This window comes from Glutamicibacter sp. M10, from assembly GCF_025452055.1.
Lineage (GTDB): Bacteria > Actinomycetota > Actinomycetes > Actinomycetales > Micrococcaceae > Glutamicibacter.
The window spans coordinates 2,912,223-2,927,435 of sequence record NZ_CP104918.1 but is presented as its reverse complement, the minus strand read 5'-3'; the positions used below and the strand labels follow the sequence as shown (position 1 = coordinate 2,927,435).

Here is a 15,213-nt window from a genome sequence, read left to right as displayed (position 1 = left end):
AGTTTTAGAAGGATGCGAAATATTGGAATGGTGATAGGATGAAATCCCGTGATGCAGCGTAATTCAACTCGTGATTCTCGGTCGTCTGAAACGACAAAGCATATCTTCGTCACCGGCGGTGTGGCCTCTTCCCTTGGTAAGGGATTGACGGCATCCAGCCTTGGTCACCTACTTCGGGCTCGTGGTCTCTCAGTGACCATGCAGAAGCTCGACCCGTACCTGAACGTCGATCCAGGTACCATGAACCCATTCCAGCACGGTGAAGTCTTCGTTACTGACGATGGCGCTGAAACCGATCTGGATATCGGACACTACGAACGCTTCTTGGATGAAAACCTTCCAGGAACTGCTAACGTAACTACCGGTCAGGTTTACTCCACCGTTCTCGAACGTGAACGCCGTGGTGAATACTTGGGCGATACCGTCCAGGTCATCCCTCACATTACCGATGAAATCAAGCGCCGTATGCGCTTGGCAGCTACTGACCCGATCGAGGGTAAGTCGGCTCCTGACGTAATCATCACTGAAATTGGTGGCACCGTTGGTGACATCGAATCTCAGCCATTCCTTGAAGCCGCGCGTCAGGTCCGCCAGGACATTGGCCGCAAGAACGCGTTCTTCGTTCACGTCTCATTGGTGCCGTTCATCGGTCCTAGCCACGAACTGAAGACTAAGCCAACCCAGCACTCAGTTGCTGCTTTGCGTTCAATTGGTATTCAGCCAGACTCCTTGGTGATCCGTTCGGATCGTCCAATTCCTGCTGAGATGCGTGCGAAGTTGGGACGTACCTGCGACGTTGATACCGAGGCGGTCATCAACTGTGCAGATGCGCCAAGCATCTACGACATCCCTAAGGTCATTCACGCACAGGGCTTGGACGCATACATCGTTCAGACTCTGGAAATGAAGTTCCGCGACGTTGACTGGACCTCGTGGGATCGTCTGCTTGACGTCGTACACAACCCAAGCACCGAACTGACCGTAGCCTTGGTCGGCAAGTACATCGACCTTCCAGATGCTTACCTTTCGGTAACGGAAGCTTTGCGTGCCGGCGGATTCGCTAACAATGCCAAGGTCAACATCCGTTGGGTACCTGCAGATGATTGCGCCACCGAGGCCGGTGCTGCCAAGGCACTAGCCGGGGTAGAAGCAATTTGCGTTCCTGGTGGCTTCGGCATCCGCGGACTTGAAGGCAAGCTTGGCGCCCTGCGCTTTGCTCGTGAAAATAAGCTGCCAACCTTGGGCCTATGCCTTGGTCTGCAGTCGATGGTCATCGAGTATGCGCGTAACGTCGCAGGACTTGAAGGGGCCTCGTCCACCGAGTTTGATCCAGAAACCAGCACCCCAGTTATTGCAACTATGGAAGAACAGCTGGCAATTGTTGATGGCAAGGGCGACCTTGGCGGCACCATGCGACTGGGTCTCTATGAGGCAAAGTTGGCTGAAGGTTCCGTACTGGCCGAAACCTATGGCAAAACCGATGTCGCCGAGCGCCATCGTCACCGTTACGAAGTTAACAACGCTTACCGCGCGCAGCTTGAAGAAGCAGGTCTGGTCTTCTCCGGAACCTCACCTGATGGCAGCTTGGTCGAGTTTGTTGAACTGCCAAAGGACGTACACCCTTACTACGTCTCCACGCAGGCTCACCCAGAGCTTTCCAGCCGTCCAACCCGACCACACCCAATGTTTGCGGGTCTGGTTGAGGCTGCTCTGTCGCAGCGTAGCTAGTAGTTCTCTTGCGGGGTGAAAACTCTGCAGACAAATGCGCGCCGGTCACTCTTGACCGGCGCGTTGCTGTTTAAGCTGGAGAATGCAGTCCAGCAATTACCGACCGAAGGACGAACCCGGTGCAGACGCCTCCGATTTCTGATGAATTTTCTCCGCGCGAACTATTGGCCCGAGAAACCCTATATCAAGGCCGAATCTGGAACGTGATTCACGATTCGGTAAAGCTGTCTGAAACCGGCGGAACCATCGAACGCGACTACATCGATCACCCAGGAGCGGTGAGCGTACTGGTGATGGACGAAGAAGAACGAGTGCTGATGATCAATCAGTACCGTCACCCAGTCGGAATGCGTTTATGGGAGATCCCGGCAGGTCTATTGGACGTCGAAGGGGAACTCCCACTAGATGGCGCCAAACGTGAGCTCTGGGAAGAAGCCGATCGAACGGCAGAGCAATGGTCCATTCTGACCGACGTGTTCCTCAGCCCTGGATCCTCAGCCGAAGCAGTACGCGTGTATTTGGCTCGTGAGCCAAAGCTCGCCCCCGAAGATCAGCGTCACCTACGAACTGAAGAAGAAGCCGAGATGATCAGCGCCTGGGTGCCACTGCAGGATGCTGTGGCAGCAGTATTGTCGGGCAAGATCCACAATCCGACGGCGATGATCGCAATTTTGGCGGCGCAAGCGGCCCGCGCAGACAACTATGCGAACCTGCGAGACGCTAACGAACCATTCGATGTGCATCCATACCTGCGCCAGGGATGAGCGGAAAGTTTGAGCGTGCTGTAAACCGTTACCTGCAGCACTTAGCAATCGAGCGAGGTCTGGCCGAAAACACGCTCGACTCTTATCGCCGGGACCTTAACCGCTATACGGCCGCACTGTGCTCCTATGGGGTCCTCGATCCGCAGGACATCACCGAAGCTACGATTAGCGGTTATCTGCAGGAGCTGTCCCGAGGCGATGAAGAGCATCAGGCTTTGGGTGCGCGATCGGTGGCCAGACATGCAGTGGCGATCCGGCAGGTTCATAAGTACTGGGAGCTAGAAGGGATTTGCGCGCCCAATCCAGCACGCGAAATTCAACCGCCCACCATCGGTGCGTCGCTACCGAAGGCAATTTCCATCTCTCAAGTCACCAAATTGCTTGACTCGATCAATACCGAAACTCCAGCCGGACTTCGCGATCGGGCGATTCTTGAATTCCTATACGCCACCGGAGCACGAATTTCTGAAGTTGTTGATCTGGATGTTGACGATCTGCACTTCGCCGATGATGCGGTCGTGAGGCTTTTTGGTAAGGGCTCAAAGGAGCGGATCGTGCCAGTAGGCGGATATGCCCAGCGAGCCGTCAGTGACTACCTGGTGCGTTCGCGCCCGGGGCTGGCAGCCAAGGGCAAAGGAACTCCGGCGCTGTTTTTGAACCAGCGCGGCGGCAGACTCTCCCGCCAATCAGTGTGGCTCTTACTTAGCAAAGCAGCGCAGCGGGCCGGCATCACCGGTGACGTATCTCCGCATACGATGCGCCATTCCTTTGCTACGCACCTCTTAGAAGGTGGAGCTGACGTAAGGGTGGTCCAAGAGCTTCTTGGTCACGCTTCGGTGACAACAACGCAGATCTATACCAAGGTGAGCGTTGATTCCTTGCGTGAGGCCTACCAACTGGCTCACCCGAGGGTGAACTAAAAATGCCGAATAGTCTGGCGTCCAATTCTGCTCGGCAAATAGCGCTGGTTGCCCTGACCGATGAGCGCGAGGGCCGAGTTCACGTTCTGTTGGGACGCAAGCTGCGCGGGTTTGGCCAAGGAAAGATCGTGCTTCCCGGCGGAAAAGTTGAGGCAGGCGAGAGCTGTGTGGATGCCGCGATTCGTGAGTTTCGCGAGGAAACTGGACTTGAGGTTGTGTCCGACGATTTAGAGTTGTCAGCTCAGATCAACTTCAGATTCAGCGCCCTTGAATCTGCGAATATGCACTGCACTACATTCGTCACCCGCCGTGCGTCGGGAGAAGCATTAGTTAGCGATGAACTTCAGCCACTCTGGGTGGATCCACAACGCCTTCCCATTGAACACATGTGGCAGGACTCGCCTTTGTGGTTACCAAAGTTGGTCGCCGGGGAGAAGTTTACTGCGACGATTGTGCTGGCTGCGGATAATGCATCGGTACAAAATATCCACATTGAGCCTTGGACTTAGCCTGCCACGTGGGACCGAGTCTTAGCGGCTAATCCTCGTCAGGTTCGAAGACCAGCAGATCGCCAGGCTGGCACGCTAGTTCTCGGCAGAGCGCTTCAAGGGTGGTGAATCGCACTGCTTTGGCTCGACCGTTTTTGAGAACTGCAAGATTTGCTGGGGTAATGCCGATTTTCTCCGATAGCTCACCCACGGCCATCTTCCGCTTGGCCAACATGACGTCGATATCTACTCGAATCCCCATTAGATAACCTCGCCGAGTTCCGTGCGCAGCTGCGCGGCCTGTTCCAGAAGGTGGCGCAGAACGAGAACGATGAAGCTGATGCCGATCATAAGAACCCCAGCGCCACCGATCAGAAGCACGATGCCTGGTGCGATTTCTGAACTGCTGGCAAAAATTGCCGCCAGGGTGAATGTGGCCAGCGCACCAATAACAAATGCGAAGATGATCGGTGAAACGTAGCGTAGCGAGGCCGGATCAAACACGGTTCCGCGTCTCACCCGAGTGGCGAGCTTCCACACACAGTAGACGCAGGCTTCGATGATGAGCCCGGCAATGAACAAGTAGGCCAGAAATGATCCGCTGACTAGGCGTTCGGCTCCGGTTCCGTGGGAGTCGTTGAAGATGATCATAGGGATCATGCCAAATTGCACAAAGAGCGCGCCGGCGGTAGCGATGGCCAGAATGATCTTAAGGCAGAGAATGCTGAGTTTGCCCATGCCGAACGAACCTATCGTTAGTCGAAATTATTCTATCGTTAAACGATAGGTGCGATCGGGGTTGAGCGCAAGTTCGCATGGCGCAAAAAAGCCATCGAGTCAACGCTGTGAAGCGTGGACCCGATGGCCTCGAGCTGATTTGAGCGTACTAGAGCGCGCGCTGATCCTCACCGTTGTAAGCGGAGAGTGGGCGAATCAGCGCGTTGGCTGCACGCTGCTCGAAGATATGGCTCGTCCATCCGGTGATGCGCGCCGCGATAAAAATCGGGGTGAACATTTCGGTGTCGAATCCCATCAGGTGATAGGTGGGGCCGGCGGGGTAGTCGAGGTTTGGCTTGATGGCCTTTGCCTCGTCCATGGCCGCTTCAAGACCGTCATACAGTCCGAGCATTTCTTGCCGGCCATAGTGCTCGATCATGCGATCGAGCGCGGCCTTCATGGTCGGTACGCGCGAGTCACCGTGCTTATAAACCCGGTGACCAAAGCCCATGACCTTCTTCTTGTTGGCCAGTGCGTCTTCCATCCAGGTCTTGGCACGCTTGGCGGCGTCCTCGCGAGATTCTTCCTTGTTGATGCCAATCTCATTAAAGGTGTGCATCACCGCTTCGTTCGCTCCACCGTGCAGCGGGCCCTTGAGTGCGCCAATGGCACCGGTGACCGCCGAATGCAGATCCGAAAGGGTTGAAGTAATCACGCGGGCGGTGAAGGTCGAGGCGTTAAAGGAGTGCTCCGCGTAGAGCACCATGGAGACACGGAACGCGTCGATCACCTCGGGTGCGGCTTCCTCGCCGAATGTCATCCACAAGAAGTTTGCTGAGTAGTCCAGATCTTCGCGCGGAGCAACTGCTTCTTGTCCACGACGTCGGCGCTGATCGTAGGCAACAACCGCCGGGAATGCCGCGAAAAGCTCTTTGGCTTTGCGCAGTTCGGCTTCGGGTGAGGAGTCTTGCGCCTGCGGGTGATTGGCACCGATGACGGATACCGCGGTACGGCCGACGTCCATCGGGTGGCAATCGGTAGGCAGCAAATCGATAGCGGCCTTCACCCGTGGATCCAGGGCGCGGTTGGCGCGTTCAAAGGCGCTGAATTCGGTCAGCTCGCTTTGGGAAGGCAATTCACCGCTCCACAACAGCAGGGCAACCTCTTCGAAGGACTTGCTGGCCGCCAGATCTTGCACTGGATAACCGCGATACAGTAGCGAATTTGTTTCCGGGTTGACCTTGGAGACGGCGGTGTAGTCAACGACGACGCCTGCTAGGCCCTTTTTGATGTCCTCGGTGGTAGTCATTCTTGCTCCTCTTCATTGCCGGAGTACTAATGCGTTGGGTGCGCCGACCGGATGTGCCGGTCGGCGCAGGTCCTAATTTGGTGCGAACCTAGAGGTTCGCGCTATTGGAATCAATGTCCAGGGTCGGAACCTGAAAGTTGAAAATACCGGTGTCGAAGCGGTTGTAAGCTTCGTAGTCCACGAGCTCGTAGAGACGTGACCTAGTTAACATGTTATCCACTTCGCGCTGCTGAGTTCCATCTTCACTGATGGAATCAAGCACACGTTCGGCCGCTCCCATGGCACTGCGCAACAGGGTGACCGGGTAGATGATCAGCGCGACGCCGGCATCGGCCAGTTCCTGACGGTTGAACAGTTCGGATTTGCCGAACTCGGTCATATTCGCCAGCACCGGCACGTCAACGGCCTTGCATACGGCCTCAAATTCGGCGACGGATTTCATCGCCTCGGGGAAGATCGCATCCGCTCCGGCATCGACCATGGCTTTGGCGCGTTCAATCGCTGCGTCAAGACCGTCCACCGCCCGAATATCGGTGCGGGCCATGATCAGGAAGTTTGAATCGATCCGGGCATCGGCGGCGGCGGCAATACGCTTGAGCATGGTTTCGGTGTCAACCACATTTTTGCCGTCCAGGTGGCCACAACGCTTGGGGTTGAACTGATCCTCAATGTGGCACCCGGCCAGACCCGCGTATTCAAGTTCCTGAATGGTGCGTGCCACGTTCATTGGTTCGCCAAATCCGGTGTCGGCATCCACGATGGAAGGCAGATCGGACATGCGGGCGATCTGCCCGGCGCGGGTGGCAACCTCGGTGAGGCTGGTCAACCCAATATCGGGCAGGCCCAGATCGTTAGCTAATACGGCACCCGAGATGTAGATGCCGTCGAATTGCTTTTCGCTGATGAGCTTGGCCGAGAGCGGGTTGAACGCTCCGGGGAACTGGCGCGCAGCACCCGGGGTGAGCATTTCGCGCAGTGCCTGACGCTTGGCGGCAGGGGTTTTTGTTGAGTACAACATTTTAGAACAGACCCTTCGGTGCCGCAGCGGTGTTGATGACTCCATCGGCGGCTTGGATGTTCAGCTGGTCTAGCTCGCCAGCGCTAAGGTTTTCCAGGTTTTCTGCGGCCGCGATGAAGCGGTCGATCTCTGCCTCGTCAACCAGGCCGGTGGCCAGGGTGCGGAACTTGTTGATGTACTGATCACGAGCGAAGGGACGAGCGCCCAGTGGGTGTGCGTCGGCCACGGCGATTTCATCGGTGATCGCGGTGCCATCGTTCAAGGTGATTTCCACCGAGCCGCCGAAGGCCTTTTCCGCGATGTCCAGCGAGTGGTAGCGGCGGGTCCACTCGAGATCTTCTTCGGTGGTGACCTTGTGCCACAGCTCAACGGTGTCGGCACGGCCGGCACGCTCTGGCGAGTAGGAATCCACGTGGTGCCACGCGCCGTCCTGCAGGGCCACGGTGAAGATGTACGGGATGGAGTGATCCAGGGTCTCGCGGCTGGCGGTCGGGTCGTACTTCTGTGGATCGTTGGCGCCGGAGCCGATGACATAGTGGGTGTGGTGGCTGGTCTTGATCAGTACCGAGGCCACGTTTTTAGGATCGGCTGCTTCTGGATGTTCGCCGTGCAACTTACGAGCCAAGTCGATCCAAGCCTGCGCCTGGTACTCGGCGGAGTGTTCCTTGGTGTAGGTATCCAAAATGGCCCGCTTCGCTTCGCCGGCTTCTGGAAGTGGCACTTCGTAGGCGGCGTCCGCCCCGTCAAGCATCCAAGCGATGACGCCGTCTTCACCCTCGTAGATTGGCACTGGGGAAGTCTGTCCACGCATGGCGCGGTCCGCAGCTTCCACGGCCATCTTGCCGGCGAAGGCCGGGGCGTGCGCCTTCCAGGTGGAGATTTCGCCCTTGCGTGACTGGCGGGTAGCGGTGGTGGTGTGCAAGCCCTGGCCCACAGCCTGGAAGATCGTCTCCAAATCCAAGCCGAGCAGGGTACCGATGCCGGCGGCTGCCGATGGGCCCAGGTGAGCCACGTGGTCGATCTTGTGCTTGTGCAGGCAGATGGCCTTGACCAGATCAACCTGAATTTCATAACCGGTGGCGATGCCGCGGATCAGGTCCTTACCCGATGCGCCGGTGTGCTGAGCGACGGCGAGGATCGGCGGGATGTTATCGCCCGGGTGGGAGTACTCGGCGGCCAAGAAAGTGTCGTGATAGTCCAGTTCACGCACGGCGACACCGTTGGCCCAAGCGGCCCACTCGGGGGAGACCTTTTCGGAAATGCCGAAGACCGAGGCACCGGATCCACCGGTGGATGGGGCGTGGGTTAGTGCCTGGGCGCGGGCAGCGATGATCGGCCCTCGGTTTAGCGAAGCAATGGCCACCGAGGCGTTGTCGATGATGCGGTTGATGATCATATCGGTCACTTCGGCAGTGACTTCAACCGGGTCGGTGGCAACCGCGGCAATTTTGTGGGCCAGCTGGTCTTCGCGGGCCAGCTTTTCCTCGGAGCGGTAAACGCGTACTGGGTGCTTGATCATAGTGTCAGTGCCTTTCTGATCCGACCGCGTGGGCCATGATGTGGGTGAAGGATTGGTGCAGGTGAACTGTGGTGGCTGCCGCGGCGACTTCTGGATTTCCGCTGGCGATCGCCCGTGCGATGGCGGCGTGTTCACCGGCGGAGGCTTTAAGGCGATCCGGATTGTCCTTGGCTAAACGCCGTACCTGTTGCAGGTGAACCCGCAGGGTTCGCAGTGCATTGGATAGGTAGGTGTTGTCCGCTGCCTCGTCGATACTCTCGTCGAGCAACTGAACCAATTCGTAGTAAGCCTCGCGAGACCCCGGGATCGATACTTCATCGGCGGCTTGCTCAAAGCGCTGCGCCAATTGGGTGAAACCTTGGTTCTTCGGCGAGGTGGCAGCCGCTTTGGCGCTGGCGCATTCCAAAGCGACGCGTAGTACAAACAAGTCTTCTACGTGGTCTTCGCTGACCTCGGAGACGACGGTGCCGCGTCCTCTCTGTTGCACGGCCAGCCCGTCAGCAACCAGTCGGCCCAATGCTTCGCGAACCGGGGTTCGTGAAACTCCCAGGCGTTCTGACTGCTCAACTTCGCCAAGTACGGTGCCCGGAGCCAAGCGCCATTGAACAATGTCCGCTCGGAGGCTCTCGTAAACCTTGTCGCTTGCTCTCATGGCTCAAGTGTATACACAGAAGCGTCGAAAATGGGAGATCTTCCAAAATCTTGGCGAAACATTCGATATTTGTATACATAGACCTTGCAGTGGAGTGAGCTGGCTCATAGAGTTGTTAACGAGGGCGATCTCAGTCACCACGCAGATGTCGGGCAATGATGCCCGGTGTCAGGAGGAAAATCATGGCGCAGGAATACCGTCGGGCATTTGCCCAATCCACCACCGATCCATCGGCTTTCTGGCTTAAAGCCGCACAGGACATCCAGTGGGACTCATTCCCACACACCGCGATCGACGATTCGCGCAAACCGCTGTATTCCTGGTTCCCCGACGGGAAGCTGAACCTTTCGGTTAATGCGTTAGATCGCCATGTGGCTGCGGGGCGCGGAGAAAACACGGCGCTGATCTACGATTCCGCCATGCTCGAATCGGTGGAAACCTACAGCTACAAGCAGTTACTGCACGAAGTTGAAACTTTCGCCGGTGTGCTGGCTGCCAATGGTGTGGGTCTGGGGGACCGTGTACTGATCTACCTGCCGATGATCCCGCAAGCGGTGATCTCGATGTTGGCCTGCGCACGCCTCGGGGCTGTGCACTCGGTGGTCTTTGGTGGTTTTGCACCCAAAGAACTAGCTGCCCGCATCACTGACTGCGCCCCGGTGGCGGTGGTGACAGCTTCGGGCGGTATTGAGCCGAGTCGGCATATTGAATATTTGCCGGCCGTGGCCGAAGCCTTGTTGATGGCGCAGCCCGCTGTCAAGAATGTGATCGTCGCTCATCGTGAGGGATTTGAGCACACCGTGGCCGAGTACCAAGACCAAACGATCAACGGCCAAGACATCAATTGGCTGGACTGGGACCAACAGTGTGCCCAAGCCACCGGCGCCGCACCGGTGAGTGTGCCCTCAACCCATCCGCTCTACGTGCTCTATACCTCGGGCACCACCGGAGCACCCAAAGGGGTCGTGCGGGATACCGGCGGCTACGGCACGGCGCTGCAGTATTCGTTGAACGCCATCTACGACGTGCACCCCGGGGATACGATGTTCACCGCCTCCGATGTGGGCTGGGTTGTGGGCCACTCCTACATTGTGTACGCACCATTGATCGCGGGAGCGACCTCGGTGCTCTACGAAGGCAAACCCGTGGGCACCCCGGATGCCGGGGTCTTCGGCCGGATTATTCAGGACCATCAGGTCACCACGATGTTTACCGCACCGACCGCACTGCGCGCGGTGCGCAAGGCAGATCCGCAAGGGACCCTGATCGCCAGCCATGACCTGAGCAGCCTGCGTTCGCTCTTTGTTGCCGGCGAGCGCCTGGATCCTGATACTTATCAATTTGCCGTCAACCTGTTCGGCATCCCGGTGGTGGATAACTGGTGGCAGACCGAAACGGGATGGCCGATTGCTTCGAACCCGCTGGGGCTTGAAGAATTACCAGCCAAAGCGGGATCACCGACTACGCCTGTTCCGGGTTTTGCGGTGGAAATTCGTGACGCGATGGGCCAGGCGGTGCCTGCCGGACAAGAGGGCAATATTGTGGTGCGCCTGCCGTTGCCACCGGGAGCACTGAGCACTTTGTGGGGCAATGATCAGCGGTTTATCGACACCTACCTGAGCCAGATTGATGGCTGTTACCTGACCGGTGACTCCGGATACCTCGATGAAGATGGCTACCTGTTTGTGATGGGGCGGACCGATGACGTGATCAACGTATCCGGTCACCGCTTGTCCACCGGCGCCATGGAACAAGTGCTGGCCAGTCATCCGGCGGTGGCCGAATGCGCCGTGATCGGCTTGGCCGATGCGCTCAAAGGCCAACGAGCCAGCGGATATGTGGTGCTCAAATCCGGGGTCGAGGTTGACGACGAGGTACTGAAGAAGGAAATTGTGGCGCTGGTGCGAAAGCATATTGGTGCCGTGGCGGACTTCCGCGAGGTCACCGTGGTGGCGGCGTTGCCAAAAACGCGTTCGGGCAAAATTCTGCGTAAGACCATGCGCCAGATCGCCGATGGCAAGGACTATACGGTGCCCTCCACCATTGAAGACCCCGCGGTACTCGATGAGCTAATGCCGTTGCTGCGTCCGGGGCACTAGGGGCTGATCCAGATTAGTTAGTGATGCCAGAGGCCGCACGGTATTCATATTCCGGGCGGCCTCTGGTGCCATGTCGAGGCTGTTTGATGACGGCTTTGGAATCGAAGAGGTGCTCCAAATAGCGTCGTGCGGTCACCCGGGAGATCCCCAACTCTTCGCCTAGCTCGGTGGCAGAAAGACAACGCTCAGGCTGTCGAGCAAGGTGATCGGTAATTTGCGCCAGAGTTTCGGGGATCAACCCTTTAGGTAGGGAAACTGAGGCCGTGGAGGTGCGCAGCGCCGAAAAAGCGTTATCTAGGGCGGCCTGGCTGGTATCCGGTCCGGTGGAGCGAATGGTGGCGATAAAACGTCGATGGTTTTCTAACTTCTCGGTGAAGGCTGCAAAGGTGAAGGGCTTAATCAGATACTGGGTGATTCCGGTGGCTACCGCGGAACGGACCACCACAAGGTCGCGTACCGCGGTGATGGCAATGATGTCGGTGGTGAGCCCGCGCCCACGCATTCTTTTGGCGACGTCGATGCCGTGCAGATCGGGCAGGGTCATATCCAAAAGGACTAAGTCGAAGGGGGTACCTGAGCGTTGTGCACGGGTGAGTAGTGCCAGTGCTTCTTGGCCGTTGCCGGCGATAGCGCCGGTGGTGAAGCCGGGAACACGATTAACAAACTTTGCGTGTGAGGCGGCGGTTTCGGGTTCATCGTCCACCACGAGGACCACAATGTCTTGGCTGCCCACCGAGGTGCGAGGTGCAATGATGCGCGGATCTGGCATAAAAAACTCCTGAGCTAGTTGCTGTGGGCCAGCGGTAGGGTCACGGTGAAGATCGCCCCGGCATCATTATCAACATTCATTGTGCCACCTAGTCGCAGTACCGCTTGCTGGACGAGGGCTAGACCCAGTCCGCGTGGCTGCGATCCTATTTTGGTGCTGACACCAAAACGAAGTAGCTGATCCAAGAATTCTGGTTCAATACCCGGCCCGGAGTCGGCCACGGAAATGATCAGCTCATCGTCGTCCGCAGTAACTTCCACCCACACAGTGGCTTCGGCGGTGCCCACCGAAACATCCAGAGCGTTATCTAGCAGGTTGCCCACGATCGTGACCATGTCACTGGCCGCAAACGCGTCGGGCGGGATGACGCCCTGGGCAGTGATATCCAATTTGAGACCACGTTCGTTCGCTTGGGCGGCCTTGGCTACCAGCAAGCTGGAGAGGTACGCATCGTCGATGGAGTTCACGATCGCGTCGGTCAGTTTTTGTGAGTGCTGTCGATCATCCACCGCAAAAGCCAGTGCTCGGTCGCTTTGACCGTTTTCGATCAGCGTCGCGATGGTATGCAGGCGGTTGGCGTGTTCATGGGTTTGCGCTCGCAGGGCGGTAGAGAAGGTTTTCAGCGACTGCACTTCGCCAGCGAGTTCCTGCACCTCGGTTAAGTCGCGCAAGGTCAGCACCTGTCCGGTCAGTGGCTGCATGCCAAACCAGCGCAGCGGTGCGCGTCCCCGGCCAGGAAGGCGCGTATTGGCCAGGCGTGCTGGTCCTTGAGATATGGACAGGACCGTCCGGGTGCCCATATGGATTTCGTCTTTACAACTGCGTCCGGTGGACATTAGGGTGCGCAGAGTTTCGGGCATGCGCACCTGGCTTGGATCCATTCCTGAGCTAGGGACTTGTTCGGGAAGGTCAAGTAGTCGCGCTGCCTCCTCGTTGTACAAGACGATTCGGTGGCGTCGGTCAAGTAGCACAAGTCCTTCTCGCACGGAGTGCAGTGCGGAGAAGTAGAAGGCGTAGAGTCGGCGCAGCCCGTTGGGGCCGAAGCCTAGGGTCGCTTGGTTGACATAGCGTGAGAAGGACCAGGAAGTGAAACCGGCGAGCAGCAAGGCCAGTGCGGAAACCATCAGGATTTGTGGCAGCTCGCCGCGGTAGATGCTCTGCAGGTTCTCAAGGGTGATGCCGGTAGCTACGAGACCAACAAGTTTCCCATCGTGGTACACCGGAGCGATGGTTCGCACCGACTGTCCCAGAGTACCCAGCGCAATCTCGTTATAGGTCTCACCATCCAGCGCCTGTTGGGTGGAGCCAGCGTATTTTTGGCCGATGCGGTTTGGGTCTGGGTGGGTGACACGTACGGTGTCTGGGGTCATGATCGAAATGAAGTCCACACCCTGGCCACGATCCAAAATTTTGTTGGTGTAGGGCTGTAGTTCTTGTGCCGGGTTTTTACCGGCCAGCGCATTAATGACAAAGGGGTCGTTGGCTAGGGTGATGGATATTGTGGCCACGGTCGCCTGTTTGTCATCGAGGATGACCCGGGCCTGTTGCTGGTAGGTGGAGACGGCCATGCCAATAACAACGAGGAAGACCACAAGCATTTGGGCAGCAAAAATAAGGATCGCAAAAGACCACCCACTGCGCCGTAGCGGAGCGGGGACGGCATCGTTATGCGCCTGTTGGGGCAACGACAGGTCGGTGAAATGATCTGTCATGTCGCTCTCCTTTTCTTGCGGTGAACTGCTTTAGAGTGCTAGCGCGTGACCAATATGAACGCAATAGAGATGCAGATCACCTAGTCGCGCAACATGGAACAGAACGATTCTACGTAATACCGGCTTGGCAACGACGCCAGGGGCCGTTACATGCGCATATTGAGGGTAGGACGAACCACATGACTGTCACTGATGACATGACGCCGGGTAGCAATGGCGCCCAGGCCGGACCGAAGAAAAAGACAAAACTCACTGGCTCTACATTATGGTCATTGTCGCCGTTGTGCTCGGCGCAGCAGTAGGCCTGATCGCCCCTGAACTTGGCAAGTCGTTGAAGCCAATTGGCACCGCGTTTGTTGCCTTGATCAAGATGATCATCGCACCGGTGATTTTCTGCACCATTGTTTTGGGAATTGGCTCGGTAGCTAAGGCCGCTACTGTCGGCAAGGTTGGTGGCCTCGCGCTACTTTACTTCGTAGTGATGTCCACCTTCGCGCTGGCGGTTGGCCTGTTTGTTGGTAACCTCGTTCACCCGGGTGAAGGCCTGAAGCTTAAGCCATATGAGGAAGCTGCTGCGACCCAGTCGAATTCCACCGTTGACTTCCTGATGTCGCTGATTCCAGGGGACCTTCCGGTTCTGCCTACCTTGGTTGTTGCTTTGCTGGTTGGCTTTGCCCTGCAGGGTCTGGGCAAGAGCGGGGAGCCAGTACTGGTCGCTATCCAGCACATCCAGAAGGTCGTCTTCCGCATCATGATGATGATCATGTGGGTCGCTCCGATTGGTGCATTCGGCGCCATCGCCGCCGTGGTTGGTGCTACCGGCTGGGCCGCGATCGGTTCCATGGCAATCCTCATGGGTGCTTTCTACGTCACCTGTGCACTGTTCATCATCGTCATTCTTGGTGGCATTCTGCGTGCCTTCACCGGTTTGAACATCTTCCAGCTGCTGAAGTACCTGGCTCGTGAATACCTGCTGATCTTCTCCACCTCGTCGTCCGAGTCGGCATTGCCACGACTGATCGCCAAGATGGAGCACGCCGGTGTTTCGAAGCCTGTTGTTGGTATCACCGTTCCAACCGGTTACTCCTTCAACCTCGACGGCACCGCCATCTACCTGACCATGTCGGCATTGTTTGTTTCCACCGCGATGGGCATGCCAATGAACATTGGTGAGCAGATCGGCCTGTTGGTCTTCATGATCATTGCTTCTAAGGGTGCCGCCGGTGTGACCGGTGCAGGTCTGGCCACCTTGGCTGCAGGTCTGCAGGCACACCGCCCTGAGTTGCTTGATGGCATGGGCGTGATCGTGGGTATTGATAAGTTCATGTCCGAGGCTCGTGCACTGACCAACTTCACCGGCAACGCTGTTGCTACCTTGTTGATCGGTAAGTGGACCAAAGAGCTGGACCTAGAGCAGGCTAAGGCCGTGCTAGCCGGTTCACGTCCATTCGACGAAAACAGCGTCGAAGGCCACTAAGGCAAGTGCGCTAGTAAAACTAACCGCCACCGCTAAGAATT

The 15,213-nt window shown here is 57.4% G+C and carries 14 protein-coding genes; 6 read left to right on the top strand and 8 right to left on the bottom strand.

Features of this window, described 5'->3' with window-relative positions:
* The first annotated feature begins 51 nt into the window (after positions 1-51).
* The 4 genes from N6V40_RS14250 (at position 52) to N6V40_RS14235 (ending at position 3,921) form a co-directional block, all read left to right on the top strand.
* Positions 52-1,728 carry a CTP synthase gene (locus tag N6V40_RS14250; RefSeq protein WP_131089738.1) on the top strand — a complete coding sequence of 559 codons (1,677 nt, stop codon included), beginning with the start codon at positions 52-54 and terminating at the stop codon, positions 1,726-1,728.
* Between the two features lie 119 nt (positions 1,729-1,847).
* Positions 1,848-2,492 (top strand): NUDIX domain-containing protein, encoded by a 645-nt coding sequence (locus N6V40_RS14245; RefSeq protein WP_262198062.1) that lies wholly within the window; start codon positions 1,848-1,850, stop codon positions 2,490-2,492.
* The gene (xerD, locus tag N6V40_RS14240; protein ID WP_131087711.1) at positions 2,489-3,412 is read left to right on the top strand and encodes a site-specific tyrosine recombinase XerD; all 924 of its coding nucleotides are present in this window, start codon (positions 2,489-2,491) and stop codon (positions 3,410-3,412) included. The genes N6V40_RS14245 and xerD overlap by 4 nt, the downstream gene beginning before the upstream one ends.
* Before the next feature lie 2 nt (positions 3,413-3,414).
* Positions 3,415-3,921 carry an 8-oxo-dGTP diphosphatase gene (locus tag N6V40_RS14235; RefSeq protein ID WP_262198061.1) on the top strand — a complete coding sequence of 169 codons (507 nt, stop codon included), beginning with the start codon at positions 3,415-3,417 and terminating at the stop codon, positions 3,919-3,921.
* Between the two features lie 28 nt (positions 3,922-3,949).
* Here the strand turns inward: N6V40_RS14235 and N6V40_RS14230 are convergent, their stop codons facing one another.
* From N6V40_RS14230 to N6V40_RS14205, 6 genes are all read right to left on the bottom strand, one after another.
* The gene (locus N6V40_RS14230; RefSeq protein ID WP_131087713.1) at positions 3,950-4,162 is read right to left on the bottom strand and encodes a helix-turn-helix domain-containing protein; all 213 of its coding nucleotides are present in this window, start codon (positions 4,160-4,162) and stop codon (positions 3,950-3,952) included.
* Positions 4,162-4,638: a DUF2975 domain-containing protein gene (locus N6V40_RS14225; protein ID WP_262198060.1), complete on the bottom strand. Its 477-nt coding sequence runs from the start codon at positions 4,636-4,638 to the stop codon at positions 4,162-4,164. The genes N6V40_RS14230 and N6V40_RS14225 overlap by 1 nt, the downstream gene beginning before the upstream one ends.
* 148 nt (positions 4,639-4,786) lie before the next feature.
* Positions 4,787-5,926: a bifunctional 2-methylcitrate synthase/citrate synthase gene (locus tag N6V40_RS14220; protein WP_131087715.1), complete on the bottom strand. Its 1,140-nt coding sequence runs from the start codon at positions 5,924-5,926 to the stop codon at positions 4,787-4,789.
* 88 nt (positions 5,927-6,014) lie between these two features.
* A complete protein-coding gene (gene prpB, locus N6V40_RS14215) occupies positions 6,015-6,944 on the bottom strand; it encodes a methylisocitrate lyase (protein ID WP_262198059.1) in 930 nt (309 codons plus the stop codon).
* Position 6,945: 1 nt separating this feature from the next.
* Entirely contained in the window at positions 6,946-8,463 is a 1,518-nt protein-coding gene (locus N6V40_RS14210; protein ID WP_262198058.1) for an MmgE/PrpD family protein, read from the bottom strand.
* A 4-nt stretch (positions 8,464-8,467) separates the two neighbouring features.
* Positions 8,468-9,115, bottom strand: a complete 648-nt coding sequence (locus N6V40_RS14205; RefSeq protein ID WP_262198057.1) for a GntR family transcriptional regulator — start codon at positions 9,113-9,115, stop codon at positions 8,468-8,470.
* A gap of 182 nt (positions 9,116-9,297) precedes the next feature.
* On the opposite strand from N6V40_RS14205, the gene N6V40_RS14200 reads away from it, so the two are divergent.
* Positions 9,298-11,214, top strand: coding sequence for an AMP-binding protein (locus N6V40_RS14200; protein WP_131087719.1), 1,917 nt, complete (start codon positions 9,298-9,300; stop codon positions 11,212-11,214).
* Between the two features lie 13 nt (positions 11,215-11,227).
* Here the strand turns inward: N6V40_RS14200 and N6V40_RS14195 are convergent, their stop codons facing one another.
* A complete protein-coding gene (locus N6V40_RS14195; protein ID WP_131087720.1) occupies positions 11,228-11,983 on the bottom strand; it encodes a response regulator in 756 nt (251 codons plus the stop codon).
* A gap of 14 nt (positions 11,984-11,997) precedes the next feature.
* Positions 11,998-13,695, bottom strand: a complete 1,698-nt coding sequence (locus N6V40_RS14190; protein ID WP_262198056.1) for a sensor histidine kinase — start codon at positions 13,693-13,695, stop codon at positions 11,998-12,000.
* Between the two features lie 265 nt (positions 13,696-13,960).
* Between N6V40_RS14190 and N6V40_RS14185 the strand changes: the two genes are divergently transcribed.
* Positions 13,961-15,172 carry a cation:dicarboxylate symporter family transporter gene (locus N6V40_RS14185; protein WP_262198055.1) on the top strand — a complete coding sequence of 404 codons (1,212 nt, stop codon included), beginning with the start codon at positions 13,961-13,963 and terminating at the stop codon, positions 15,170-15,172.
* Positions 15,173-15,213 lie beyond the last annotated feature (41 nt).